The sequence below is a fragment of the Paenibacillus sp. QJM3NY_38 genome (genome assembly GCF_056173265.1).
The window spans coordinates 3,870,708-3,896,243 of record NZ_CM149665.1 but is presented as its reverse complement, the minus strand read 5'-3'; the positions used below and the strand labels follow the sequence as shown (position 1 = coordinate 3,896,243).

24 protein-coding genes and 1 pseudogene are annotated in these 25,536 nt (G+C 46.5%); 17 read left to right on the top strand and 8 right to left on the bottom strand.

All coding sequences use genetic code 11. The features are described from left to right. Positions 1-170: 170 nt before the first annotated feature. The gene (locus AC0VZ8_RS17890) at positions 171-533 is read left to right on the top strand and encodes a DUF4181 domain-containing protein (RefSeq protein WP_475483892.1); all 363 of its coding nucleotides are present in this window, start codon (positions 171-173) and stop codon (positions 531-533) included. A 138-nt stretch (positions 534-671) separates the two neighbouring features. Here AC0VZ8_RS17890 and AC0VZ8_RS17885 read toward each other — a convergent pair whose 3' ends face one another. The 6 genes from AC0VZ8_RS17885 to AC0VZ8_RS17860 all read right to left on the bottom strand — a co-directional run bounded on the left by AC0VZ8_RS17885 (position 672) and on the right by AC0VZ8_RS17860 (position 4,345). Then, positions 672-1,067, bottom strand: coding sequence for a hypothetical protein (locus AC0VZ8_RS17885; RefSeq protein ID WP_220684992.1), 396 nt, complete (start codon positions 1,065-1,067; stop codon positions 672-674). Next, complete coding sequence (locus tag AC0VZ8_RS17880) at positions 1,040-2,458, bottom strand: sensor histidine kinase (protein ID WP_475483891.1); 1,419 nt, start codon at positions 2,456-2,458, stop codon at positions 1,040-1,042. Before AC0VZ8_RS17880 ends, AC0VZ8_RS17885 begins: the two co-directional genes overlap by 28 nt. Beyond that, the gene (locus tag AC0VZ8_RS17875; protein ID WP_475483889.1) at positions 2,455-3,126 is read right to left on the bottom strand and encodes a response regulator transcription factor; all 672 of its coding nucleotides are present in this window, start codon (positions 3,124-3,126) and stop codon (positions 2,455-2,457) included. Before AC0VZ8_RS17875 ends, AC0VZ8_RS17880 begins: the two co-directional genes overlap by 4 nt. Beyond that, a complete protein-coding gene (locus tag AC0VZ8_RS17870; protein ID WP_475483888.1) occupies positions 3,101-3,361 on the bottom strand; it encodes an MMPL family transporter in 261 nt (86 codons plus the stop codon). The genes AC0VZ8_RS17875 and AC0VZ8_RS17870 overlap by 26 nt, the downstream gene beginning before the upstream one ends. A gap of 14 nt (positions 3,362-3,375) precedes the next feature. Further along, positions 3,376-3,798 carry a hypothetical protein gene (locus tag AC0VZ8_RS17865; protein ID WP_475483887.1) on the bottom strand — a complete coding sequence of 141 codons (423 nt, stop codon included), beginning with the start codon at positions 3,796-3,798 and terminating at the stop codon, positions 3,376-3,378. 97 nt (positions 3,799-3,895) lie between these two features. Next, on the bottom strand, positions 3,896-4,345 hold the full coding sequence (locus tag AC0VZ8_RS17860; protein WP_475483886.1) for an MMPL family transporter: 450 nt from the start codon (positions 4,343-4,345) through the stop codon (positions 3,896-3,898). Between the two features lie 446 nt (positions 4,346-4,791). On the opposite strand from AC0VZ8_RS17860, the gene AC0VZ8_RS17855 reads away from it, so the two are divergent. From AC0VZ8_RS17855 to helD, 10 genes are all read left to right on the top strand, one after another. Continuing rightward, positions 4,792-7,062 carry a helix-turn-helix domain-containing protein gene (locus AC0VZ8_RS17855; protein ID WP_475483885.1) on the top strand — a complete coding sequence of 757 codons (2,271 nt, stop codon included), beginning with the start codon at positions 4,792-4,794 and terminating at the stop codon, positions 7,060-7,062. Between the two features lie 209 nt (positions 7,063-7,271). Further along, a complete protein-coding gene (locus AC0VZ8_RS17850) occupies positions 7,272-8,237 on the top strand; it encodes an ABC transporter permease (protein WP_233354967.1) in 966 nt (321 codons plus the stop codon). 14 nt (positions 8,238-8,251) lie between these two features. Continuing rightward, positions 8,252-9,151 (top strand): carbohydrate ABC transporter permease, encoded by a 900-nt coding sequence (locus AC0VZ8_RS17845; protein ID WP_071220825.1) that lies wholly within the window; start codon positions 8,252-8,254, stop codon positions 9,149-9,151. A gap of 53 nt (positions 9,152-9,204) precedes the next feature. Beyond that, positions 9,205-10,854: an extracellular solute-binding protein gene (locus AC0VZ8_RS17840; RefSeq protein WP_475483884.1), complete on the top strand. Its 1,650-nt coding sequence runs from the start codon at positions 9,205-9,207 to the stop codon at positions 10,852-10,854. Positions 10,855-10,922: 68 nt separating this feature from the next. Then, positions 10,923-12,008 carry a glycoside hydrolase family 88/105 protein gene (locus tag AC0VZ8_RS17835; RefSeq protein ID WP_260067850.1) on the top strand — a complete coding sequence of 362 codons (1,086 nt, stop codon included), beginning with the start codon at positions 10,923-10,925 and terminating at the stop codon, positions 12,006-12,008. 367 nt (positions 12,009-12,375) lie between these two features. Further along, positions 12,376-12,837, top strand: a complete 462-nt coding sequence (locus AC0VZ8_RS17830; RefSeq protein WP_260067849.1) for a MarR family winged helix-turn-helix transcriptional regulator — start codon at positions 12,376-12,378, stop codon at positions 12,835-12,837. 24 nt (positions 12,838-12,861) lie between these two features. After that, positions 12,862-13,476 carry an NAD(P)-dependent oxidoreductase gene (locus AC0VZ8_RS17825; protein WP_475483883.1) on the top strand — a complete coding sequence of 205 codons (615 nt, stop codon included), beginning with the start codon at positions 12,862-12,864 and terminating at the stop codon, positions 13,474-13,476. Between the two features lie 15 nt (positions 13,477-13,491). Further along, the gene (locus tag AC0VZ8_RS17820) at positions 13,492-13,953 is read left to right on the top strand and encodes a DUF2269 family protein (RefSeq protein ID WP_475483882.1); all 462 of its coding nucleotides are present in this window, start codon (positions 13,492-13,494) and stop codon (positions 13,951-13,953) included. Positions 13,954-14,103: 150 nt separating this feature from the next. After that, a complete protein-coding gene (locus AC0VZ8_RS17815) occupies positions 14,104-15,084 on the top strand; it encodes an aldo/keto reductase (RefSeq protein WP_475483881.1) in 981 nt (326 codons plus the stop codon). Between the two features lie 321 nt (positions 15,085-15,405). Next, the gene (gene helD / locus AC0VZ8_RS17810) at positions 15,406-17,826 is read left to right on the top strand and encodes an RNA polymerase recycling motor HelD (protein WP_475483880.1); all 2,421 of its coding nucleotides are present in this window, start codon (positions 15,406-15,408) and stop codon (positions 17,824-17,826) included. A gap of 334 nt (positions 17,827-18,160) precedes the next feature. Here the strand turns inward: helD and AC0VZ8_RS17805 are convergent. Continuing rightward, positions 18,161-19,085 (bottom strand): annotated as a pseudogene (locus tag AC0VZ8_RS17805) (S66 peptidase family protein). A 177-nt stretch (positions 19,086-19,262) separates the two neighbouring features. Beyond that, a complete protein-coding gene (locus AC0VZ8_RS17800; RefSeq protein WP_475483879.1) occupies positions 19,263-20,165 on the bottom strand; it encodes a LysR family transcriptional regulator in 903 nt (300 codons plus the stop codon). Positions 20,166-20,358: 193 nt separating this feature from the next. Here AC0VZ8_RS17800 and AC0VZ8_RS17795 point away from each other — a divergent pair, with 193 nt between their 5' ends. The 6 genes from AC0VZ8_RS17795 to AC0VZ8_RS17770 all read left to right on the top strand — a co-directional run bounded on the left by AC0VZ8_RS17795 (position 20,359) and on the right by AC0VZ8_RS17770 (position 25,426). After that, on the top strand, positions 20,359-20,829 hold the full coding sequence (locus tag AC0VZ8_RS17795) for a DinB family protein (protein ID WP_475483878.1): 471 nt from the start codon (positions 20,359-20,361) through the stop codon (positions 20,827-20,829). A 108-nt stretch (positions 20,830-20,937) separates the two neighbouring features. After that, positions 20,938-21,342, top strand: a complete 405-nt coding sequence (locus AC0VZ8_RS17790; protein ID WP_475483877.1) for a nuclear transport factor 2 family protein — start codon at positions 20,938-20,940, stop codon at positions 21,340-21,342. Positions 21,343-21,784: 442 nt separating this feature from the next. Further along, the gene (locus AC0VZ8_RS17785) at positions 21,785-22,345 is read left to right on the top strand and encodes a pyridoxamine 5'-phosphate oxidase family protein (protein ID WP_475483876.1); all 561 of its coding nucleotides are present in this window, start codon (positions 21,785-21,787) and stop codon (positions 22,343-22,345) included. Between the two features lie 62 nt (positions 22,346-22,407). Further along, positions 22,408-23,340 carry a hypothetical protein gene (locus AC0VZ8_RS17780; RefSeq protein ID WP_475483875.1) on the top strand — a complete coding sequence of 311 codons (933 nt, stop codon included), beginning with the start codon at positions 22,408-22,410 and terminating at the stop codon, positions 23,338-23,340. A 346-nt stretch (positions 23,341-23,686) separates the two neighbouring features. Further along, entirely contained in the window at positions 23,687-24,421 is a 735-nt protein-coding gene (locus AC0VZ8_RS17775) for an endonuclease/exonuclease/phosphatase family protein (RefSeq protein ID WP_260067840.1), read from the top strand. Positions 24,422-24,832: 411 nt separating this feature from the next. Then, positions 24,833-25,426, top strand: a complete 594-nt coding sequence (locus tag AC0VZ8_RS17770) for a YdeI/OmpD-associated family protein (protein WP_475483874.1) — start codon at positions 24,833-24,835, stop codon at positions 25,424-25,426. Positions 25,427-25,536: the final 110 nt, after the last annotated feature.

Here is a 25,536-nt window from a genome sequence, read left to right as displayed (position 1 = left end):
CTCCTCTTTAATTGGTAGTTTATTTTTAAGAATATTATATTCCTCTTACTATCCTGCAATGCCAAAAGTTAAACTTGTGTCCAGGTGCTTCGGTTAAACTCGTTGCAACCGCCTTTACGGGAATACCAGCTGTTGTACGGCCGCTAACTTTGGAAAGGGGTGACTTTAGAATGCTCTTACTCAGTCTCATTCTATATTCGATCGTATTCGTCTCCGGGTACTTATGGATAAAAAAAAAGCTCAAGGTATCCAACGATTCAAATCAGCTGCTCTATAAGCATATCAATCGATTTCATCTGATTGGGGAGTTGATCATCATAGCGGTGTCCCTAATCGCCCTTTACTTCATGAGGATTGTTTGGGAGTGGAGATCGTCGGCTTATCAGGACGTTATACTTGTGGTAGCTGTTCTTCACGCTTTCCGTTCCGTTGTTGAAAGATGCTATAAGAAGGATTCGAAACAACATCTCCTCAGTGCTTATGCAAGTGTTAACGGTCTGCTCCTTTTCCTTGGAATTGAGCTATTTGCGTAACAACACAATAAGCACTGTTCCTATAGAAATCAATAATTCAATCCTTGATGATTCAAGGAATTAACGCAGCATCCACTAATGAAAAACAGCCAATCCTTCTTTTTGAGAGGGATTGGCTGTTTTCTATTTAGAAGAAGCTTATTGTTGTTCTTTTTCCGTAAAAAATGTAATGATGGCAAATAACAGAAAGGCAAGCAGCAGGAGCGAACCGCCCACAATAAACAAGACCAAAACCAAACTGTCGTCCAGCTGAAAAGGATTCAAATTGTACATCCACATTCCGAACGTTAAGCCGAAGGACCCCAGAATCGCCAGCCAGCCGTGAACAGCAACCAGTTTCTTATACCTTACTTTGTATGCCTTGTAGAAGATTCCCCAAGCAAATACCGACAACCAGCCGACCAGTAAAATGTGGGCGTGGATCGGACGAAGGGAGTAATCCATCTCGCCAGACATTTTGGAACCAAGATAGGTTCCGAAAATGCCGAACAGCGCTGCATATCGAATTAACCGTAAACTCCATTTTTGTTCCATGATTCATCATGTCCTTCCATTAGAAAAATAACAGTGAAGGTCGTACCCTTCGCAAGCTCGCTCTCGAGCGTTATGGTTCCGTTTAATAGTGTGACGATTTCTTTAACAATGGACAGGCCAAGCCCTGTCCCGTCTTTCTTGCGGGTTGCATCCACCCGGTAGAAGCGCTCGAACACTTGCTTGGCGGATTCCTCCGACAGACCGACACCGGTGTCCTCGAATGTGAGGATGATCTTGTTTCCGGCGGTGGTGCAGGAAATGAAGATATGGCCGTTCGGTTGGTTGTACTTAATGGCGTTCGTTATCAAGTTATCCCACACGATCGCCAGCAGCTCGCGATCGGAGTACAACACGGCTTTATCTAATTTGTATGAGATGGTCAGGTTCCGGTCCTGCAGACTCCATTGATGTTTTTTGATGGATTCCTTGATTTGCAGATCCAGTCGGAGAGGGCTCTTTTTCACCGGGTAACCGGATTGATCCAGGGACGTAATCAGCAGAAGCTGCTTGGTCAGATTCGATAATCTTCTAGCTTCATCGCTCACGATACCCGCGTACTGCAGCCGCGTCTTCTCATCCAGATTCGGAAGAAGAAGCAGGTCTCCATACCCTTGAATATTCATTAATGGAGATTGAAAATCATGAGACACGTTGCTGATGAAGGACTTCCGGGCGACGTCATTATGCTGCAGCTGCTGCTGCATTCGCAGGAAGTTCTCAGCCAACTGGCCCAGCTCATCCTTACGATGGATATCCAGCGAATACGTAAAATCTTCGTTGGTGATCGCTTTCGTCGCTTCGGACAGCTCCGAGATGGGGTGGATTAGCCGTTTGGTCATTTTGATTACACCCAATAGGCTCACGATGGCGACAGCTACGATAAATCCCGCCAGCATCATATGGATATCGGAAAATAGGATTTTGCTGGCCGGTTTGACGAATAGAGCATAAGTCTGATTTCCGATTTGAAGGGGGAGCCCGACGGTGTTTCTAATATCATTGGAGAAATGCCCCATCATCCAGAACTGATCCCATATGCCGTCTTTCCCCATATACGGCGTGCCGCTTAACACCTGGTCCATGGTGTGGTCAGGCAGTCGGCTATGCTCAAAAGGCTCACCGAAAAAATACGCCTCCCCGGAACGGTTAGCCAAATAAATCTGGTATCCTAGTTGTCCGACGGACTCAAGGAAGGGGTGCACGGTATGGCTCGATACATGCATTTCCTCGAGAACGTGGACGATTTGCTCGGCAACTTCCATGTTTTGCTGCGTGATTTCTTCTTTGGTAAATATCACGTAGACGACGTTTGCCAGAATAAATCCGATGAGGATGCTGATCCCTAGAATGAGCAGTGTTGTGGATATAAACTCTCGGTATAATGTTTTCATTCGGTCGCCTCTAATTTATAACCAATGCCCCGTACGGTCTTGATCTCGATCGAAGCGTTGTAACGTTTGAGGCGGTCGCGGATCCGGTTCATATGCGTATTCAATGTCATCTCGTTGCCTAGATAATCCTCACCCCATGCCTGCTCGATAAGAACGGACCGGGGAGTTACTTTGTTGGCCCGTACTGCCAGCATGGTCAGCAGCTCAAACTCTTTTAGAGGAAAGAGAATGGTTTCATCCTTGATGATTACTTCAAAATCGTTCCGGTTGATCTTCACATTGCCGACCTTCAAAACACTTTCCATTGCGCGGCCATAGCGGCGAAGAACAACGGCAACCCGAAACAGCAGCTCCTTTGGCTCAAAAGGCTTCACAAGATAATCCTCGGAGCCTGATTTGAACCCCTGTTCCTTGTCGGATAATTGTCCCTTGGCGGTCAGCAGGATGACAGGAATGTCGAGCTCTTTCGTTAGTATTCTAGTCAGGGAAAAGCCATCCATCCCGGGCATCATGACATCCACGATGGCCAGGTTTACCTCCGACTCTTCCAGAAGCTCCAGCGCGTGCTTCCCGTTATGAGCTTGTAAAACCGTATAGCCTTCCCGCCTCAAATGGATGGTCACAAGCTGCAGGATATCGTAATCATCGTCTACGACTAAAATTTTCACGGAAGACTCCTCCATACCTTACATTATACCTGGGATGAGAGCTTTGAACACGTGTACTGATGGATTCGTACCCGAACAGCATATTGACCAGGAAGATGCCCAGGCCAAGGGCGGACACGTAAGAAATGAGGATGGTGGCCATCATGTACATCGACATTTTTAACGAACGGGTCAAGGCAACAAGCAGCACGAGAATCAGAACCGTTTCCAGAATGATGACCTTTGATAATGTCACCGTTGGTTCATCGACTAGTTTGGCTGTGACGTCGCCGTAGTAAACATTGCCCCGAAGAGACAACTCGTTAAGAAAGGCGTCGGTCTGGCCCTGGAGCTTTTCAATAAATCGATAGCTTTGGTGGAATAAGGATTCATCGTCAAGGCAGCGCTGAGCTTTGCTGCCTTGGAATCTTCCGTGATGCCGGCCAAGCGGACGGAGTCGATTTCTTCGTAATTCTCCAGCTTTTTCAGGAATTGATCGATCTGCTCGTCGGATAGCGTGTTCTCGGATTCCAGAAGAAGCGTCGAGGGTGCAAGCTCGCCATTGTTATATTTAGATTCCACGATCTCATAACCTACACGCGAAGGCAAGTTTTCGGGAAATTTCTTGACGGTGTCTAATTCATATTTCAGGTTGAATACGTTCAAGGCGGTCATGATCATGAAGACAGCCACACGATTCCACCGGTCAGCAGCGGCTTGTTCACACGAATTTGGCTACTGTCCCCAGAAACCGTGTTTGATTTCATTTTTCTGACCCAAGTGAGGAACCTTAGGCCAGAACGCTTTCCTTCCAAACAGGGTGAACAGGGCAGGGACAAGGGTGGGGAAGCGAGTATAATAATAAACATAGCCAAACCGAATACCGGCGCAAAATTTTGATAATCACGGAAATCCGTGAAGAACAGAATGAGCATTTAGCCGTAGCAAGCAGAGGAATGAAGGCAAGCAGCGGTGAACGGTAAATAACGATCAATAATACAAGAATGATGACAATGGTGGCAAGTAGCAGATCAAAATCCGCCTGCTCGAAGAGCTTGATCGTATCGCCGGCAATCCCGGCTGGACCTGTAATATAGAAGTCTGTACTCAAACCCCTGGCAATCTCGTTGCCAAGTCTGGAGGCTTGTGACTGGAAGTTGGTCGCTTTGTAATCGCCTAGCATGGAACCCGCGCTTAAACCGACCATAACGATCAGCCAGTCCAGACTTATAATCCACATCCCTTTTTGGTTGAGACCCAATCGGTGATGGGCTTAATAGCTTCCTCAAAGGTTTTTCCCCCTCTTTAATTTGTCGCACTTACTCTAGCACAGCTAAATAAATTTAATATAAACTCGAAAGTCCAAGCCATTCGAGCGGCAGCAAAACAACCAAGTTTAATAACTTGGAATGAGTAGGGTAATTGCAAAATATTAGGCATGCCATTATTGATCATCATGGTAAGATATGATCCTTTATACGAAGAGAATCAGATATTGACAATGAATATCAATTGTGGCGATTTACGAGTTGAACAAGATTGACTTAACATATAATGGGAAACTCAGATAAGACGAGGCTCAGAACTAAACCACCATAAACATAAAAATGAAGACAAATGTAAGCGCTTTAGTTATCTTAATACATAAGTGATTTTCTATAGAAAATAAGGGTATGGAGGGGTCCAATGAAGCGAATTCCAATGATGATGCAATTGGCATTAATCCTATTTTGCATCATGGCCATTCCGATGGCAATTTTAACCTGGTATAGCAGCTCTCAGATTCTACAGAATTCAGAGCATGCCTTTGCGGAAACTTCGCTTGCAGAATTAAATGCCAATCGCGAGCTTAATGAGAATGCTTTGAACAATTTGTCCCAGAATACGGTACGCCTAGGAGGCACCGACATCTTCGATCGAATCCGTCCTTATAAGTCTCTTGCAGAGCTTAAGACGAATTACATGAATGTAAGCAAAGCGATGGCGGTGCTCAAGGAATTGTTGAATCTGAATCAGAGCGTCGATGGGGTGTATTCATCTTTCTTTTACCTGGACGACGCGAATTACGTGATTTCTACGGACAGAGGCATAACGAGCTTGGACAGATACGAGTCCATCGACTGGCTGAACGAGGCGCTTATGGAGCAAAAAGGGATACGCGGCGTATGGTATCCGCGCAAGCTCGATTCGGGCGTTAAGGTCTTATCGTTCGCACTGCCTTTAAACCGGCTGTCAACCGCTACACGCGGAACGATCGTTGTCAATCTGAAGGAGAGTCAAATCGAGCAGTATTTGCAATCATCGAAGTCAGGCAAGCAAGGCTATTTGCTTATGAAGTCAAGCGGTACCATCATCTCACATCATGACAAAGATTTATTGCTCAAGAACGCCTACGAGGAGCCGTATATTCGCGAAATCGCCCGGCAAGCATTGCCTGAAGGGTACATGTTCCGCGAGCTTAACGGCGAGCGATTGCTATATGCGTGGTCCCCTACGAAAGAATTCGGTTGGACGAACGTAAGCATCTACTCGGTCGACGAATTGATGAATAAGCCCCTTACCTTGCAGAGAAGTATCCTTTTGCTTACGATCGTTATTATTTTTGCGGGGTCCATACTGACCGTTTTTATTGCGACATGGTTATCCAAGCCAGCCAGGGAATTGGTCCGTACGGTACGCGGCCGAGTCAATCCGGGGGTGCGCGATAAGAATGAGCTCGTCTTTCTGGAGGCGGCATTCAGACGCATGCAGGAAGAGGAAGAAGGACTTTATAAGCTGCTAAGTATCCGCGAGCAGGATGCCCAAAGCCACGCCATCCATAGTTTGCTGCGGGGTGAAGTGACCCCACAAGCGGAAGAGATTTTCCCGGACTTGCACTTTCTTGTAGCCGTCGTTTCCATCGACGGTTACCGAACTTATATAAGCCTGAACAATCCGGAAACGCGCAGTTACCATCGCTACTTGCTCATCTCCAAATGTGACGATTTATTCCCGAAAGATGTTCACGCGCGCTGCGTCTATCATGGTGACGGCCACTTCGCAATCCTGATCAACTACAGACAGGAGGAAGATGACAACTATAGACTTTCCATTTATGCGGCTTTAGACATGATGAGGAACAGTGCGGCGGAATTGCTGGAGCACTCCGTAACGATCGGCGTAAGCAGTCCCGCAGATTCAATTCGCCTGATCTCGGATCGCTTTGCAGAGGCGATGGAAGCGATCAAGCAGCGCATGATTGCCGGCAATGGCGGCATTACGTGCTGGAAGGAGGAAGAAGGGCGGGATAAAAAATACATTTATCCTGTTAACAGCGAAAGACGAATTCTGAACTTCCTTGGTCATAGCGATCTGGACTGCATCATCGAAGAACTAAGAATCATTCGTAACGAAATACGTTCCGCCGAATACGTGTCCTACGATAATATCCTATTCATCTATCATCAATTGGTTGGCGTGACCATTAAACACCTTAGGGAGAATGATGTTAGCACGGCGCGGATCTTCTCGACGCGGGGGAACATTTACGCTGCCCTTGCTTCTATAGATACGCTTGACGAGCTTGAAGAATATCTTATTGAATTTTACAGCGAGATTGTTCACTACCTTACGCGGTCACCGGGCGGGTCCAACAAATATGCCGATCGAATTATCCATTATTTGAATGAGCACTATCGTGAAGAAGTCGTGTTTGAAGAAATGGCTAAGCAAATCGGAATCAGTTACTCCTACATGCGAAAAATTGTCTATGAACAAACGGGTAAAAGCTTGTCCGACTATCTCAATTTGCTCCGAATCGAGAAGGCAAAGGAGCTGCTTCTTGACAGTAACCTGTCGATTGCACAGATTGCATCCGAGGTAGGCTACATGAATGTTCGAAGCTTCAATCGTCTGTTCCGAAAATTTGAAGGCATGCCGCCGAGCAGCTTCAAGCTGCAGAGATCCACAACCTCGTGAGCAGGACAATATTTGATTCAAATAGACAAAAATGATTCTTGGGTTCTCAGGAATAACGGATCGACTGCAATTTGGATCAATAGTGGCTGCAGCGTATCAATATTCGGCGTTTACCTTCGGACGAACGGGGCGATATGATAAATCCAACCTCGGGGCCACCGAGCCGGGGATATGAACCGGGAGAGATCACGTATGGAGGAGGTGAGATTTTGAAAGTCCAAGATGCAGCACCAGGAAATGAAACCGCTTTAATCCCCTTCGCAGGCAAGAAGCAGGGAACTCTCTATTATCTTCGTCGGGATTGGCAGCTCTATTTTCTGCTTCTCATTCCTTTAGCGTTTGTCTTGGTCTTTAAGTACGCGCCGATGAGCGGTCTTGTGCTTGCGTTCAAGGATTACAAGATTGCCCACGGATTCTGGAGCAGCGAATGGGTCGGTCTGGAAGTGTTTAAAGACATATTCGCAAAGCCCGATTTCGCTCGCGCCATCCGCAACACGCTTTTGCTGAATGTGTCGGACCTTATATTTAGCTTTACAATGCCGATTATACTCTCTTTGCTGCTAAACGAAGTCAAGAACGCTTTCTTCAAACGCGTGAATCAGACTCTGCTTTATTTACCGCACTTTCTGTCTTGGGTCATTATCGGCGCAATCGCTTATCAATTGTTGGGTGAAGGAACCGGTATGATCAATAATCTGATCGCGAATCTGGGGGGAACACGCATCCCGTTCCTTCAAGAGAACGTCAATTGGCTGATCAGCTACATCTTTATTGGGGTATGGCAAAGTATGGGTTGGGGAACTATCATCTACCTGGCTGCAATTAGCGGCATTAACCCCGAGCTGTATGAAGCGGCGGTCGTCGATGGTGCAGGCCGGTGGCGGAAAATGTGGAACATTACTCTGCCCTCGATTCGAGTGACGATCGTGACATTGCTGATTTTGAACCTTGGCCACGTGATGGCGGGTTCCTTTGAGCGTGTCTTTGCCTTAGCGAACAAAGCAACCACGGAGTTCACCACGACCATTCCCGTTCTGGTATATCGCTGGGGAATTGAAGGCGGCAACTTCAGCCGAGCAACCGCTCTCGGGTTGTTCCAAGCTGTCGTGGGGCTTGTCCTTATCTTAATTGCTGATCGGGTTGCCAAGAAACTGGGTGAAGATGGAGTCATTTAGAAAGGAGGGAAGCGATGAAGACATTCACTAGGAGCTATGCGGTGCGCCGCACCAGGAAACTGGACATATGGGATATTCTAATACGGCTCATACTTATTGCTGCCTCACTTGCCTGCTTGCTGCCATTCGTTCATGTCGTTGCCAAATCTTTAAGCGAAGACGCCTACGTCATCGCTAACAAGGTGTTTCTCTGGCCGGCGGGGTTCACTCTGGATGCGTACGGCAAAGTTTTTGCCGATCAGAGTATTCTGAGGTCTCTTTACATATCCGTAATCATTACGGTGCTGTTCACACTGATCGGCATGATCGTCACCATTTGTGCAGCCTACCCGCTATCCCGTAAGCAGCTTAAAGGCCGTTCGTTTTTTAACTTCATCTTTATGTTTACGATGTTCTTTGGAGGCGGCATTATTCCCGAATATATGCTGATCAACAGCCTGGGGATGCTTGATACGATGTGGTCGCTTATATTACCGCTATCCTTTAGCGCATTTAACCTGCTGATCTTAAGGACTTCAATCTCCAGCAATATTCCGGCGAGCTTGGAAGAATCGGCCCGGATGGATGGGGCGGGGCATTTCAGGATCCTGTTCAGCATCGTACTTCCGCTCTCAAAGCCGATTCTAGCGACATTGTCCCTTTTTTACGCAGTCGGACGCTGGAACGCTTATCAGGACGCCCTATTCTATATTAAGCATAATGTCGATCTGCGGCCGCTGCAGTTGAAACTATATTACCTGGTGGTTCAGGCCAGCGAGAGCTTTCAGCTAGAGATGACGCAAGTCTCGCTCAGCAATCCTGAAGTGCTCAAAGCAGCATGTGTCGTTTTTGCAACATTACCGATCATTTGTGTCTATCCGTTCATTCAAAAGTATTTTGTTCAAGGAGTCATGCTTGGGGCTATCAAGGAATAGCGTTTCCAGATTCTTTTGCATCGATATTATGAGGATGTTAAGGGGGATATACGATGAGCAAACCGAAAACGAAAATCATGTCTTTGTTCATGGCTTTAATCTTCATTGCCAGTCTTATGGCCGGCTGCACGGGGAGCAGTACGAATGGTGAGAAGGAGCCTTCTCCAACGAATGAGGGGACTTCTCCAAGCCAAAACGCCGAAGGCAGCTATCCCGATTACTCGCAAGGTTTCCCGGAAAGAGTTACACTCGAAATTCCAGTATATGAGCGTGCGTTCGAAGGCTGGAACGTCACCGACAACTACTATACACGCTGGATTCAGAAGGAATTCGGCGACAAATACAATATCGAGGTCAAGTTCACGCCGATCGCTCGTACCAACGAAGTTACGACTTATCAGCAGCTGCTCGCAGCCGGCAAGGCGCCGGATATCATTTTCCACTACGACATGCCGCAAGCGCTTGCATACTATGGAGAAGGTGTTATGCAGGAGCTGGACTGGCAAGAGATTGAGCACTATGCCCCAACCTATTGGAGCAATTTGAGCGAGACGATTCTGCAATACGGCGTCGTTGACGAAAAAAACACCTTCTTCTTCGCTGCTCGTCCTGATTTCAGCAACTTTGTCAATATCATTCGTAAAGACTGGGTTGAGAAAGTAGGAATGAAAATCGAGGACTTGACTTCGCTCGAGAAGTACAATGAAATGCTCATGAAATGGAACGAAGAAGGAATCGGCGTTGCCGGGGCCGGTTTGACACGGAACGTGTTCAACTATAGTTACGGATTCCGTGACTGGCCGGTTGATCCGAAGACGCACGCGCTTTATTCCGATCTATCCGTTGCGGATTTTACGACACCGGCAACCGAAGCCTGGCTGCGTAACCTAAGCTATCAATACCATAACGGACTTATCGATAAGGAGTTCTATCTGCGCGACGATGATAACAAGCTCAAGGCCGAGTTTGTTGCGGGAAATACGGGCACCTACGGTTTGTACCTGACCAATAACACCGATGCGTTTGAAGCAACGCTGAAGAATAATCCGGAAGCTGAATTTGCCGTGCTTCCCCCTGGCTCGGGCGTACCGGAGGGCAATATGCCCCAAGGACGCGCCGACTGGCCGTTTGGCTTGATCATGGGAATTAACCATGAATCGACGGAAGAGGAGCGTGCTGCTGTATGGATGTATCTCGAGTGGATGAGCCAAGCGGAGAATCTGATGTTCCTGCAGAACGGGGTGGAAGGTGAGAACTATACGCTCGATTCCGATGGCTTGCCGGTGAAAAAACCGGATTTCAAGGGCGAATCCGTACTCTCTCAGAACAATAACAAGGACTATTGGGCACTTGTAACGGAAGCACCATCCTTCGCAACGCCAGAGCTAACGCTTAAAGCTAACAAAAATAACTGGACGCCTGCGGGTTATGAGCAAATTGTCGAAGACATGATTCAATATCGAAACGAGACCAAACCATACCAGACGCCGGATCCGCTGTTCACCGTAGTCCTTGAGAAGGTTACCGAGTATAAGGCGGATTTGAACAACCTCTTCCAAGAGCTGTATCTCGACATTATCCTTGCGCCAGCAGACCAGTTCGATGCGAAATACGAAGCGGCCAAGCAGAAATTCCTCGACGCCGGCTATCAAGAGATTTTGGACGAGAAGCAAAAAGCGATTGATGCAGGTCAATTCCGGTAATCACGAAAATCACCAAAACTCCGAGCTCCTGCCAAAAAGCGGGGGCTCTGGATGATATGGAGGGCAATATGAATCTGAAACTAGATATCGATTTAGAAGATTTAAAGCAAACCGCCAAGCGTGTTTCAGATTATACGTTCGGGATGGATTTGACGTGGGATTGGCCGGGCGGTGTCGCATTCTATGGGATTAGCCGACTGTTCGAGGTGACTGGCGAGCAAGCTTACCTGGAACGGATGATCGATTGGGTGGAGGAGTACTTAGAGGCGGGCATTCCGGAAGGATGGACCGTGAACACCTGTGCGATGGGGCATATGCTGCTGACCCTGTATGAACAGACGAAGGATCAAAAATATCTGGATCTCATTTTAAGCAAGATTGATTATTTGGAGCATCATGCTTTGCGTTTCGGCGACCGGGTCCTTCAGCATACGGTGTCGGCTAACAATGACTTTCCGGAGCAGTGCTGGGCGGATACTTTGTTCATGGCGGCATTTTTGGAGCTTCGGGTCGGCGTGCTCCTCGGGAAGAAGGTGCTCATCGACGACGCGCTCCATCAATTCGAACGGCATATTCATTACTTGCAAGATGAGGATTCCGGGCTGTGGTACCATGGCTATAACCATGTCAAAAAGGACCATATGTCCGGCATTCATTGGGCGCGCGCTAACGCCTGGGCAGCCTATACGATGTCCCGAGCGGCAAGAGGGCTACCGGAAGGCTATCTTTATCCTCCCATGATGCACATATGGAGCTCCTTACGCGACCAGTTGGCGGCAATTAAACGGATGCAGCATGAGGACGGTCTGTGGGGCACCGTGCTCGATTACCCGGAAGCTTACGGCGAAGTATCGGCTACAGCGGGTATTGCAGCAGCGATGGTGATGCAGGGCAATCCGCTGCACGCGAAATATGTGAGAAAAGCCTTGGCCGGCATTCTCGCCAATATAGCGGATAACGGACGGGTTCTGAACGTGTCCGGGGGAACGGCGGTCATGAACGACATCGAAGGATATCTCGGCATTGACCGGAAATGGGCACAAGGCTGGGGACAAGGATTGGCGCTAGCGTTCCTGTCGTCGGTTGTTGAAGTTGTCGAAGCTCAAGGAGATCGCGAGCCTAGGAGACGTAGCGATCAAGTCGAAAAGTATTGATGCGGGGAGATAACGGGCATTGGCAGGTTCCGGCAAACTCAAGAATAAGTTTTAGAGCAGCAGACCACAACACATTCAAACGCCAATAATTGAGAGAGGTAGTCCGGAATCATGTTTGGTGAGCTGCAGGAAGAAATTTCATTTCTACGAGGATATACACACTTAGCATTCAAAGTCGCGATAATCGCGGCTTTTTTTTATAAAGGATCGCAATCTATTATCTAAATGGATAGAAAATATTCGAAAGTAGAAGCTTGGAATGGTAAACAAACTGGAATTCTGTTGTATGCCATAAATTCAGTTGCCATAACCAACTAAATTCAATTATGATGTATATAGTTGGTTAATAATACTATTGGGGTTGAATATGATGAAAAGGATTGAATTCCAGAACGAATCGTACGGAAAAGAAATAACCGCAATCAATCGACATTTGCATATGCTGCTTACTCCGCGTCTTGCCCCGCTTCGCTTGGGATTTGGGCAACACATGTTTTTGCTGATGCTCTCAATGAAAGAGGAGGTGAATCAGAAAACACTAAGCGAGCAATTGATGGTCGACAAGACAACGACGGCAAAGGCGATCCGCAAGCTTGAATCTGAGGGTTATATTCGCAAAGAAATTGACCCCATCGATCTACGGAACCAAAAGATATATCTAACCGATTCCGGAAGGGCTGTCGTTCCGAAGATTGAGGAAGCGCTAGCAGAAGTAATGGAGATTGGAACAGAAGGGATCTCAGCAGAAGAGTACCTGGAATTAATGAGGTTGTTAAAAATCATATTAAACAATTTGAACAAATATGTACAAACTTCAACTCGTCAGTGATTCTAATGAGTAGGGGAGATGGATGTGAGAATAACCGTCATAGGTTCAACGAGTGCGACAGGCATGGAGGTTCTAAAGTACGGTAAGACACGTGGGCACAAGCTTGTTGCGTTTACAAGACGTCCGCAGTTGTTAAGTATGGATCAGAGCTTTGACAAGATCGTAGCTGGAGATGGACTTCATAAATCTGACGTTCTTCAAGCGATTGATGGTAGTGATGCAGTAATTGCGATTATCGGCGGTAAAACCGATGTAGCCGGCGTTACGAAAACAATGATCAGCTCGATGCAGGAAAGGAATATCCGGCGTCTCATTTTTGTCAGCTCTTATTTACTTGAAGCCAAACGCCCCAGAATCTTTGCTTCATTCGCAAGATGGATCTATCGTCACGAATTGACGGAACTTGATAAAGCCGAGAAAGTCATCCGGGAGTGTGACCTTGATTGGAGTATCTACCGACCAGCTCAATTAAATAATGACCCTTCAACCGGAAAGATAAGGGTTCAGGAACAACGTCATGGTTTCCCTTCCGGTCCATATCAAATTTCTAGAGCAGACTTGGCTAAGGTATTAGTTGATGCGCTTGATATCAATGCGAACTTCAGGAAAATATATTGTGTTACTTGGAGCAAGGGATAGAGAGGGGATGATGAGATGTATTACCTGTATACTTCACTGTTAGTGTTCCATATTCTATCCGCAATTTTTGGAGTAGGACCGGTGTTTCTGTTCAATATGATTTTGAAGAGGGCGAAGTCGGCGGAACAGTTGAGATATGCTCATCATATCGTTGAAAAATTGAACCGAAATGCCAATGTTTCATTTGGTGTTATCCTCATATCAGGATTATTGATGGGCTGGATAAACCCTTACTTATTTCAAACGGAATGGTACATCGCTTCGCTAGTTTTGTTTTTTATCTCAGGCATGTATGCGATCTTTGCGGTTGAACCCATCCTGAAACAAATGCAAGAAATCGCGTCGAATACGTCAGGGCCCAGCGAGATTTCCTCAGAATATAAGACGTTATTTCAAAGAAAGCAATCCCGAGATATGGTGGCAAACTTAATAGCAGTCATGATTATTCTCCTTATGGTGATTAAGCCCGCATTTTAAGGAATGAGTATATACCTGGGAGGGGCTGCCGATCCAATAGGCATACTAAGTCGCAGAAATCGCGCCTATATAAATAGATGGTACATTATAAAATAAGGATTGACCTAGAGTTAACTCTAGGTGATAGACTTAAATGTAGGAGGGATCTTCATGGAATATGTGAAACTAGGGAATACCGGGCTCGACGTATCCCGCATCTGTCTTGGATGCATGGGATTTGGCGCAGCAGAGCGGTGGGTGCATCAATGGGTGCTTAATGAGGAGAACAGTCGTCCTATTATTAAAAAGTCATTGGAGCTCGGCATCAACTTCTTCGATACGGCGAATGTGTACTCAGACGGTACAAGTGAGGAGATTGTGGGTCGCGCATTAAAGGATTATGCCAATCGGGATGAAATCGTCCTTGCGACCAAAGTTCATTTCCGTATGCACGAAGGTCCTAACGGTATGGGTCTGTCCCGGAAAGCAATCATGAGTGAAATCGACAAAAGCCTCAAGCGCTTGGGTACCGATTATGTCGATCTGTACCAGATCCATCGTTGGGATTATAATACGCCTATCGAAGAAACGATGGAGGCTCTGCATGATGTGGTGAAAGCCGGAAAGGTCCGCTATATCGGAGCTTCAGCCATGTATGCATGGCAGATTCTAAAAGCGCAGCATGTTGCCGAGATGAATGGCTGGACTCGGTTCGTCTCGATGCAGAACCATTATAACCTCATTTACCGCGAAGAAGAGCGCGAAATGATGCCGCTGTGCTTATCCGAAAAAATCGGTGTGATCCCCTACAGCCCGTTAGCATCGGGACGATTGACACGCGATTGGTCGGAAACGACGCACCGTTCCGAAACAGACATGGTTCAAAAATCCAAGTATGATGCTACTGCCGATGCCGATCGGGTAATTGTGGAGCGGGTTGCAGAGATTGCGGCAGAGCGAGGCATTCCCCGTGTTCAGGTTGCTCTTGCCTGGTTGCTGCAAAAACAACCGGTTACAGCACCTATCGTTGGTGCGACCAAAATTTCGCATCTCGAAGATGCAACAGCTGCTCTTTCGGTCAATCTCACACCGGAGGAGATTGCCTCCCTTGAAGAGCCGTATGTACCTCACCGGGTTGTGGGCGCGTTATAACCTGTCACGACCAAACCATCATAAAGAAAAACACGTAAACGCCAGCGGACTAACATTGGATAAAACCGGGTTGCGGGAACTCTTCCTACAACGCGGTTTTTTTGATGTTACGGGAAAATAAAAAAACTTGGCAGATGCGCCAAGGAGTACAAAAACCAATTGAACACAAAAAAGCGCTATGTTATAATCAGTAGCGCAATTGAAAATCATGATGAAAGCGATATTATAATTTCTTATCCTAATCTAATTGTACATCGGTGACCCTGATTTGTCAATGCACATTTTTCGGACCAGATTGAGAAGGAGTGTGTTCAGAAAAACATGGAAGAAGCGAAGGAATGGCAGTTAGAACAAGAACGGCTGGATCAGGTAAGGGGAAAGATGAAGGCGAGGATCGACCAGTTGGAACCAAGCGTTACCGGGATGCGCGATCAGGCTGCTGAGATTCGCAGGCGATTCTGGGAAGAGGTTACGGTCAACACGAGCTCGGACGAAGAGTTTGAAGAAACATTTTATACGATTAAACAACAGGCTGCGGTGTTATCCGAAAGGGAGCGTCGTCACCGGCTTCTGACGCAGCAATGGAGGAGCTTACATCGGCTGCTGCCGTCTCCTTATTTTGGGCGTGTTGATTTTCTAGAGGACGGCTTGAACGTGAGCGAGCAGATTTATATCGGCGTATCATCCTTCGTCGATGAAGATGAATTGAGCTTCCTGGTATATGATTGGCGCAGTCCCATCGCGAGTCTTTACTACGACCATTCCCCCGGTGCGGCCTCTTACGTTACGCCGGTCGGGCAGATCACGGGTATGATGGAGTTGAAACGGCAGTATCAGATTCACGATGGACAAATCCGTCATATGTTTGATGCGAACGTAACGATCGGCGACGAGCTGCTCCAGCAAATGCTGGCCAAAGGCGCGGACTCCCAAATGAAGAGTATCGTATCAACCATCCAGAAGGAACAAAACGCCATCATCCGAAACGATTTTAGCCGGCTGCTTATCGTGCAGGGGGCGGCTGGCAGTGGGAAGACCTCCGCAGCCTTGCAACGTGTGGCGTATTTGCTATACAAAAACCGCGATTCGCTTAAGGCAGACCAGATCGTACTTTTCTCGCCCAATCAAATGTTCAACAGTTATGTATCCACTGTCCTTCCCGAGCTCGGCGAGGAGAACATGCAGCAGACGACTTTTCAGGAATATCTCGAATATTGGCTGGGTTCATCCTTCCATGTCGAGGATCCCTTCAATCAGATCGAATATGTGCTGACTGCACAATCAACTCCGACTTACGAGGCTCGTCTTCAAGGGATGAAGTACAAGGCATCCGAAGCTTTCATGAGGGCCCTGCAGAATTATGCGAAGTGGCTGGGGCGGGAAGGCATGCTGTTTAAAGGCATTCGGTTTCGGGATCGTGTTCTGATAACGTCGGAGCAAATGAGAACCCAATTTTACAGCTACGATCCTTCATTGAGCTTAGCCAATCGTGTTGATCTCTTACAAAAGTGGCTTCTGAAGGAACTTTCATTACTAGAGCGCAAAGAGCGGAGGGCGTCCTGGGTTGAGGAGGAGGTTCAATACCTCGACAACGAGCAATATGCGGACGTATTCAGCGAGCTGCATAAGGATAGGGAAGTGTTTGATATCGCCGAGCGTTATGCCGTTGTTTACGAGAAAATAAGAAATAAGCGCAGAGAAGATGAAGGTGACTTTGACTTCGCCGAGCGGGAGGAAGACATGCTCAGCCAAAGGATTGTGAAGATGAGCTTCAAACCGCTAAGGCAAGGCGTGAGGAGATTTTCGTTTATCGATGTCCAAAGCTTATACGTCCAATTGTTTGATGATGAAGCTGCTTATCAAGAGAAGACGAATGAGACCGAGATCCCCGTTCTATGGTCTGAAATTTGTAGGCAAACCAAAGAAAAGCTGGACCGGCTCGAATTATTCTATGAGGATGCGACTCCGTATTTGTATTTAAAAGAACTGATCGAAGGCGTTCGAACGAACACGGGGATTCGGCATGTGTTCGTCGATGAGGGGCAGGATTATTCGCCGTTTCAATATGAGTATCTCAAGAAACTATTTCCGCGTGCCCGCATGACGGTACTCGGTGATTTCGGGCAGGCGATCTTTACGCAGTCTACCAAGCTGCATGAGTCCGATTCGCCGCTGGTTCGACTTTATGGTGAAGCCGAAACCTGCTTGATCCGCCTTGTGCGCAGCTATCGTTCAACACGGGAGATTGTGGAATTTACGAAAACGCTGCTCTCTGCTGAGTTGGAAATCGTCCCCTTTGACAGGAGCGGACATAAGCCGCTTCTTGTGAAGTTAGATGACAAAGAAATGCGTGATGCACGAATACTGAAAGACATCGCGGCACTTAAAGCCGAGGGCTTAGACTCTATTGCCGTCATTACGAAGACTGCGGCTGAAAGCCACGCAGCCTTTGAATCTTTAAGGGAGCAAGGAAGCGAAGCATTGCAGCTCATTACGAAGGAGACGGTCACCTTTGAAAGAGGAGTTATGGTTATTCCCGTATATCTCGCCAAGGGTGTTGAGTTTGATGCTGTTCTGATTTATGAGGCATCACCTCAAGCTTACAGCCGGGATAACGATCGCAAACTTCTGTATACAGCATGTACGCGGGCCATGCACCGACTTCATGCATACACAACGGACGATTGGTCACCGTTCGTGCAGGCATTGCCTGCTGATTTATATGAGAAAGCAGCATACTGAAGGATCGATGATGAGGCCCTCCGCCATAAGCTGCTGCTCATGATTCAGCCAAACTTCGAGAACAGATCCATTTGTTCCTCGAGGTGATTTTTATCCATTCACAGCTCGAGGAGAAAAAAAGCAGGGATCACGTCAGCTCCTATGCAAACAAAGGCGATGACTCGCTCGTATGAAAACATGTAAACAGCCTTAGCCGTTAGTCGGCCAAGGCTGTTTTTTTGCGCTTATAAGGCTGAACCGTGCGTCATTCATTACAAGGGTAGAGGATTTTCCTTGCCGGCTCAGAATTGTGGAGCTTGTCGATAGACATGACCTTTTATCGTCTTAGCCGAAGTTAAACGCTGACTGTAGGTTCAACCGTAGTTATTCTATTATTGACGGAATCGAGTTGTACTGTTGCGCCAATTGGCAAAGCGGCTTTATACATCCCATGTCCTGTAGCAAGATTTGTTATAAGCGGCTTGCCGAGAGGTACAACAAATTCGTTGATTAAATCTTCATAGGATATGCCATAAGCCGCCTGGCAGCCTGAGCATTCTCCCATAATAATGCCGATGCAGTCATTAAATTTACCGGCAAGCTTTAAATCGTTCAAGTATCTGTAGACGGTATTGGTAGGTTCATGCGTTTCTTCAAGAACGAGAATTTTACCCCGTGTATCGATTTCGAATGGCGTGCCCAGTGTATCGACAAACGATGTGAGATTCCCCCCCCACAAGCTGCCCCGTCACGTTGCCCGGAATACGACTTATCAGCGGCATCCCTGGCGGATTCAAGATTGGCCGGGTTAGTGAATACACGGATGTCGCGGAAAAAAACTGATCGAAATTATAAGCGGGCGTTTCGGGTTTGAAGTCAATAAGCATCAGACTATGGAATGTTATTAAATCTACATATTGATGCAGTACATTTAATAGTACCGTGATGTCGCTGTACCCCGTGACGATTTTTGGATTATTTCGTATCTCATTATAATCAAGGTACGGAAGAATTCCTGCCACGCCTGTACCGCCTCTGGTAGGCAGTATCATTTTTACCTGCTCATCTCGAAACATCCTCATTAAATCGGAGGCTCGCTGCTCGTCTGTGCCGGCAAGAAACCCGTTTTGCGCATATACATATTGACCCAATACAACATTAAGCTCCATTGCTCTCAAATATTCGATTCGTGCATTAATTATGCCTGCAGCGAGCGGGCTGCCCAAGGTAACGATTCCAACGGTATCGCCCCTCTGCAAGATTGGCGGAGGTATCGGCATATTCTTTTCTTCCCTTCCTGAGAATAGAAGAAGCGATCGTGATCATGTCTTTAGAATATATTGGCTAGATTCGCAATGCAGTACTAAAAAAGAATTTTGAAATGTTTGTATTCATTCTTAGTTGAGATAGTGGAAGGGAGAAGGCTTGAGCAGGTTTGATACTGGTGGTGCTACCTTCTACGAAGACTTGGATTGATGGATAGCTGTGTCGATGTAGGCTCTCAAAGTCTTGATAAACGTGCGCATGGCGTATCCGACATACCTGTCGCTGCGGTAGATCAGACAAATGTCCTGTGAAGGCGTAGGGTTCCTGAGGTGCACGACCTTGATGTCCGGATTGTGAAGATTCTCCAATAGAAGTCGCGGCAGAACACAAGTGCCGACTCCGCTCTGTACCATCTGAAGGAGGGAAGATAACGTCGTCGTCACCAAATGCGACTGTAGTGTAAACCCGTTGTCCATGCAAAAGCGGTCAATCAGCTTGCGGCATTGGTGGTCTCCTGGGAACATGACCATCTTTAAGCCTTGCAGCCTGTTCAAGGGGATGAAATTCTCCGTGGCAAGGGGATCATTCATACTTACAGCCAATGAGAACTCCTCATGAAACAGGGGAATTGTCGTGAGACGTTCATCGATAACAGGTCCAATGGTTACGCCCACATCGATGCTTCGATCCAGGACTTGTTCGGTTACTTTCGTGGTTTCCAAAAGGGACAGTGAGAGGGTGGGGTAGGTCTGATGGAAGTTTAATAGCATGGCATTGAACATGAGATCCGCGTCACCGGGCAAGACCCCGATGGAAAGGGAGCCGCCTTGCATTTGCTTCAGATCTGCAATGGCGTCGCCCGCTTGCTGCAGATGCCTGAAAACGGCAGCACCGTGTTCACGAAGAATGGCTCCAGCGTCAGTAAGGACAATCGTTTTTCCCACACGATCGAACAACAGAACTCCGAGTTCTTCTTCCAATCTTCTTATCTGCTGGCTAATGTTGGGTGCGCTGACTCCCAATTTTTCGGCAGCTCTCGTGAAATGAAGCTCTTCACAAATGGCCATGAAATATTGCAGTTGTTTTAACTCCAATGATCGCACCTGCTTTCTAATGCATCTTGTATCATGCTCAATCCTTATTGTTGCTCCGGCTTCTTCTTCTGTCAACGAATAATCGTTAACTGATACTTAACGTTCCGGTAACGCCCACTGCATTGATGGTTAGTTCCGTAAGACATAAAATGGGAACATATCAAGCGGTTCTCACGATAAAGGAGGAATTAGCATGTCGGAAATGATTATCAATACGGCAACAACCGCACGTCAAGTGCTGCAGCAGCAGGTGCAGGCGATCCCGGAGGAACTGTTCGATATCCAACCGGCTGGTTTCAATAATACGATTCGTTGGAATGTCGGCCATATGATTTATTGGATGGATAAGTATTCTCCCTTGATCTTCGACTCTACGCCTATCGTACCGGACTCTTATGAAACGCTGTTTAACTCTGGCACAAAGCCCTTGGATTGGACGGTTGCTCCTCCATCGAAGGAAGCGATGGTCGAGATGTTAACGGCGCAGCTTTCCTGTATCACTGAGTTGACGCCTGAAATGCTGGGCGAGAAGCTTTCGGCTCCGTTTGACTTGGGACCGTTCCATTTCAACACCTCTGGTGAGCTGTTAAACTTTATCCTGATTCACGAAGCTTTTCACCTTGGAACGATTTCGAGCCAGTTAAAGGTTCTTTCGTCGAGTTAACCAATGTTAAGTAAGATTCCTATTTTATGACGTCGCACCATTCAAAACGATGCAATGAAATCTCAATATTTGGAGCGACCAATAAACCATAATGAGGAGGATTCTGTGATGGAGAAATCTCTAGACTCAGTCCAATCCCGAACTTGTGAAGGGTTTGATGCCTTTAGGCATGCGTTGGAAACGGGGGATACGGCTGATTTTCTTAATAAGGTTACGGAAGATTTTCATTTCTCTGTTCCGCTCCCGCTAGATGGGTGGAATCATGAACAGCAAGGCAAAGAGCGGTTTGAGGAATTGGTCAGGTTCGAGCGCTCCGTATTTCAGATGCAGCTCACTCCGCTCATCGTTCTTGAGAATGAGGACAACGGGATGGTGATATTTCGCTCGGAAGGCTTGTTGAATGGGCGGCCTTTTCGTAATGAGCTTGCAATCGTCTTCGAATTCGAAGCAGGGCGGATCCGCTCCTTCCGCGAATATGTAGGTATGCCGTTAAAAAACTACGAGAACCCATAATAGATATAAAAGCTGCAGTGTATATTGGAAGCCAGACTCCATTCGGATCAGGCTTCCAATACATGTTCCAGACGTACACGCTCAATAAACGCTTTCGGCCTTGTCAGTATGCTTTATGAGCTGCAAGTCTACTTATCCTTGAGATTAATTCTAATAACCCCGCATTACCACCAAATACCATCATCCCGCCTTCAGGCAGTACTACCGAGTAATTGTTGCTTGCCTCCCGCGAAGAGCTCGTTGTCTCATTCATAACCGAAGTGTATCTATGCGTGTTAAGAATATATTATATTTATGGGCCGTCTTCGAATACAATGAACGTATAGCCAAGCACGAGATCAAGCCTGAAGCAGCGATCCGTCCCCAATGCCTTAGAGCGCGACTAGGGGCCGGTGTTCATGCGTGAATCAAACCAAATACGAGTTTATCGGAGGGGATTCGATTGGGAAAACAGTTTCCGGCCATGCTCCCCGAGCATATGGCCTTCATCCGAAAGCAGCAGCTGTTCTTTGTCGGAACGGCGCCCATGTCGAAGGATGGGCATGTTAATCTGTCACCGAAGGGATATGACACGTTTCGGATATTGTCCGATCGTAAGGTTGCGTATTTGGATTTGACCGGAAGCGGGAATGAGACCAGCTCCCATCTCGAAGAGAATGGTCGTATCACGATGATGTTCTGCGCATTCCAGGGGCCGCCGAACATCCTGCGCCTATATGGAACTGGAACGGTGATTCTCCCAGAGGACAACGAGTGGGAGCAGCTATACGGAATGTTCGAGCCGCTGCCTGGAGTCCGGCAGATCATTATGGTCGATATACACAAAGTCCAGACGTCCTGCGGCTATGCGGTTCCATTCATGTCGTTCGAGAAAGAGCGAGAGACGCTCCAGCGGTGGGCGGAGCAAAAAGGAGAAGAAGGCTTGCACAGTTATTGGCAGGTAAAGAACTTGAGCAGCCTCGACGGATTGCCGACGTCTCTTGGGAAACGTATAAGGAGATAGCGGTTGGTATCTCGCGGCTGGACGATGGGATAAGAGTGACTTGAGGAGGTTGAAGATGGAACATGGAACATTCCCAAATCGTACATACAATCCTTGCTAAATTAGGTAATGAACGTTTGATTACGGAACTGACAACAAAATTGTCGCAATCGGAGATGACTACGCTTCTTCTCGCGCTTTCACAAGAAATGACGGCTCAAAGTTCTCCCGTCGACTTGTTAAACAAATATGCCACGAATCGTTTTGTGAAGCCTTCCGAGCTCAGTCCAATTAAACTGAAGAAAATAGAGCTTGATATGCTCGAATTGGCCGAAAATAGCGGATTTACCTCATTGGAGCTTTCTCCAGCTAGTCCGTTGGGAAGCTGTTCAGTGATTGCAAAGGTTGATCAAAACAAGGTGATATCAGCAACAAGAGGCGTTGAATTGATGTCGGACAGCACCAATATGCTTGCGATTTATCTGGCGAATGGCATAAAGAACAAATCAATAAACAACAGCATCAACGATGTGCATGTTTGCGCAGCCAGCAGAGTCACTCGAGGGCAATGGTATAAACAGGCCAACGTCCTGCCTCATTTCGGTTTATTTACCTTGGTTAGTTCAGGAAAAGATACAGGTTCATACCGCTTCGAAAAAGATACACTGACCCGGCACATCGCATTCTATCTCCATTATTATGGTGGGAAGCTTGGTCAGGAGACAAAGGTATTTCTTCATATGCGCAAGGGCTATACCGATTCAGAAGGTTTCCTGGACAGAATGGTCGATCATTTGAATGTAGAGTTTCCCTCCTGCTTATTTATCGATGACAGGGTAGAGAGCAGCAACCAGTATTATAAAGGCCTGAACTTCGAAGTGAATGTGAATGGAGTGAATATAGTAGATGGTGGTTTCGTGGATTGGACCCAGCAATTGCTCGGGAACAAGAAGGAACGATTGTTGATTAGCGGGACGGGCATGGATTTACAGTTGATCACCGGAATGATTCAATGAACGAGGTAGTTACAATCAAAAAAAGGCAGGACAACAACATATACGAATACGAAGTCGCTGAAATCGCGGCTTTTTTGTTATAAGGATGCAAGTTAGAGAATGGGAGTTTTAATATACTTCTATACCCGCTTTTCGTTGTTTGTCTCGGATCGACTGCTTGATGTAAGGAATGTGTTTTCTGAAACAACATTTTTAGCATTATTTCCATTAATTGAGAGTCATGAATGATGTCCTTTTGTGAAAAAATAACAAAGAGTTTTAGTTTTCATCGTTTCCTCTGGCATAATATCTTTTATCTCTATTGTAAACTATACGAATGATACATCAAACGGAAAAGGTGAATTCTATGGATGACAATATCAATCTGAAAGTGATGTCCTACAGTATACGTCACGGAAAAGGATTAGATGGGAAAGCAAGCTTGAGCCGCATAGCGGAAGTGATCACAAAAGCTCAACCGGATATTGTTGCATTGCAAGGTGTGGACCGTTTTATGCCCCGAAGCGGCTTTCGAGATCAGCTGAAAAGGCTGGCTAAACTGCTCGGGATGCACGCTTGTTTCTCTCCTAGCGTAAATCTCATTTTTGTTCAATATGGAAACGCCATTTTAAGCCACTATCCGATAATTTCAAAAGAAATTCAGTATATTGGCGGGTCTAAAGAGAGAAGGAGCATCTTAGTGGTAAAACTGCAAATCAATGAAAATGTGGTTACAATAGTAAATACCCATTTGGGGGTACATATGAAAGAACGGATAAAACAGAACCCAATTCTTTGGAGTGCTTTAGAGAAACTGGAACAGCCGACGATCCTGGCAGGGGACTTTAATATGAGTATGGACGATCCTTTCATGAAACGGTTGAGCTCCCGGTGGACAAAAGTCACTCTTCAGAACAACCTGCCTACCATGGAAAATGGTATGGAGATCGATCACATCTTTGTAAACATGCCGACAGAACTGGCCACAGCCAAGGTTCTTCCTTATGGTGCTTCGGATCATTATCCGGTCATTGCAGAAATTCGCTGGCAGTACTCTAAAAGTAAGGCTGAGGTCGGCGAGAACTCTTCTAACCTGTTATAAAAAAACAATGACAAGGGTCCAGTTTACCGTGTAAATAGCGGGCTTTTTTATTTTTAAGTCTAGTTTATATACGTTATTGACACGACACCAAAAATTGGCCTACAATTGAATCGTCACTAAATGGTGTCCTATATCAACACAATGCTTTGGATAAGGTCATCCTTAACTGAGAATGAGTTTAACATTATCATGGATTTACAATTCAAGACATAGATCGAGAAGCTTTAATTTCGCACGGAGCTGGCCGCCCCGGTGCTCGTAAACGGATTGGGATTGGCGCATCCCATTTAGATTATAGAAGTATCGGTTGAACAAAACAGGACCGTACGAAGCATGTGAAAACCACAGGCTTTTAGATTTATCGTAACGCAATCGAGCAAGTTAAAACAAAAAAACAGAAGGGGGTAGCTTATGGTAAACGGTGAAAGGAATTCAAAGATTGATCCCTATTTTAACAAACTTAAGAAGTGGAAAGAAGAATTTAAGCTGCTGAGAGAAATCGCTCTTGACTGCGGGTTGACCGAGGATTTTAAGTGGATGCATCCATGCTACACGCTTGACGATAAAAACATCGTTTTGATTCATGGCTTTAAGGATTACTGTGCGCTTCTGTTTCACAAAGGGGCGTTGTTAAAAGATCCCCATGGGATTCTAATCCAACAAACCGCGAATGTTCAGGCAGCGCGTCAGATTCGGTTCACCGATGTTCAAGAGATCGATGAAATGCAACTTATCTTGAAAACATATATTGATGAAGCCATCGAAGTTGAGAAGGCCGGTTTGCAAGTGAACTATAAAAAAAATACGGAATACACCATACCGGAAGAATTAGAAAGTAAATTCGTGGACATGCCCGATTTAAAAGCGGCTTTTGAAGCATTGACACCGGGACGACAAAGAGCCTATATTTTACATTTTTCTACACCCAAGCAATCCAAAACTCGAGAGTCCAGAGTTGAAAAATATATCGCGCATATCCTGGATGGGAAGGGATTAAATGATTAGTATATGTTATCTTTGTGGGAGGAAGAGAACATACATAGATTAAACTCCGCGTTAAACGCGGAGTTTTTTGTTTGCAATTAATCGTTATTGGGGTGGCTTCCCTATCTTAT

Bases quoted from the DNA above. Each gene is read 5' to 3' on its own strand.
- AC0VZ8_RS17890 (WP_475483892.1), top strand. From the start codon at position 171: ATGCTCTTACTCAGTCTCATTCTATATTCGATCGTATTCGTCTCCGGG.
- AC0VZ8_RS17885 (WP_220684992.1), bottom strand. From the start codon at position 1,067: ATGGAACAAAAATGGAGTTTACGGTTAATTCGATATGCAGCGCTGTTC.
- AC0VZ8_RS17880 (WP_475483891.1), bottom strand. From the start codon at position 2,458: ATGAAAACATTATACCGAGAGTTTATATCCACAACACTGCTCATTCTA.
- AC0VZ8_RS17860 (WP_475483886.1), bottom strand. From the start codon at position 4,345: ATGTGGATTATAAGTCTGGACTGGCTGATCGTTATGGTCGGTTTAAGC.
- AC0VZ8_RS17855 (WP_475483885.1), top strand. From the start codon at position 4,792: ATGAAGCGAATTCCAATGATGATGCAATTGGCATTAATCCTATTTTGC.
- AC0VZ8_RS17845 (WP_071220825.1), top strand. From the start codon at position 8,252: ATGAAGACATTCACTAGGAGCTATGCGGTGCGCCGCACCAGGAAACTG.
- AC0VZ8_RS17840 (WP_475483884.1), top strand. From the start codon at position 9,205: ATGAGCAAACCGAAAACGAAAATCATGTCTTTGTTCATGGCTTTAATC.
- AC0VZ8_RS17835 (WP_260067850.1), top strand. From the start codon at position 10,923: ATGAATCTGAAACTAGATATCGATTTAGAAGATTTAAAGCAAACCGCC.
- AC0VZ8_RS17830 (WP_260067849.1), top strand. From the start codon at position 12,376: ATGATGAAAAGGATTGAATTCCAGAACGAATCGTACGGAAAAGAAATA.
- AC0VZ8_RS17820 (WP_475483882.1), top strand. From the start codon at position 13,492: ATGTATTACCTGTATACTTCACTGTTAGTGTTCCATATTCTATCCGCA.
- AC0VZ8_RS17815 (WP_475483881.1), top strand. From the start codon at position 14,104: ATGGAATATGTGAAACTAGGGAATACCGGGCTCGACGTATCCCGCATC.
- helD (WP_475483880.1), top strand. From the start codon at position 15,406: ATGGAAGAAGCGAAGGAATGGCAGTTAGAACAAGAACGGCTGGATCAG.
- AC0VZ8_RS17795 (WP_475483878.1), top strand. From the start codon at position 20,359: ATGTCGGAAATGATTATCAATACGGCAACAACCGCACGTCAAGTGCTG.
- AC0VZ8_RS17790 (WP_475483877.1), top strand. From the start codon at position 20,938: ATGGAGAAATCTCTAGACTCAGTCCAATCCCGAACTTGTGAAGGGTTT.
- AC0VZ8_RS17780 (WP_475483875.1), top strand. From the start codon at position 22,408: ATGGAACATTCCCAAATCGTACATACAATCCTTGCTAAATTAGGTAAT.
- AC0VZ8_RS17775 (WP_260067840.1), top strand. From the start codon at position 23,687: ATGGATGACAATATCAATCTGAAAGTGATGTCCTACAGTATACGTCAC.
- AC0VZ8_RS17770 (WP_475483874.1), top strand. From the start codon at position 24,833: ATGGTAAACGGTGAAAGGAATTCAAAGATTGATCCCTATTTTAACAAA.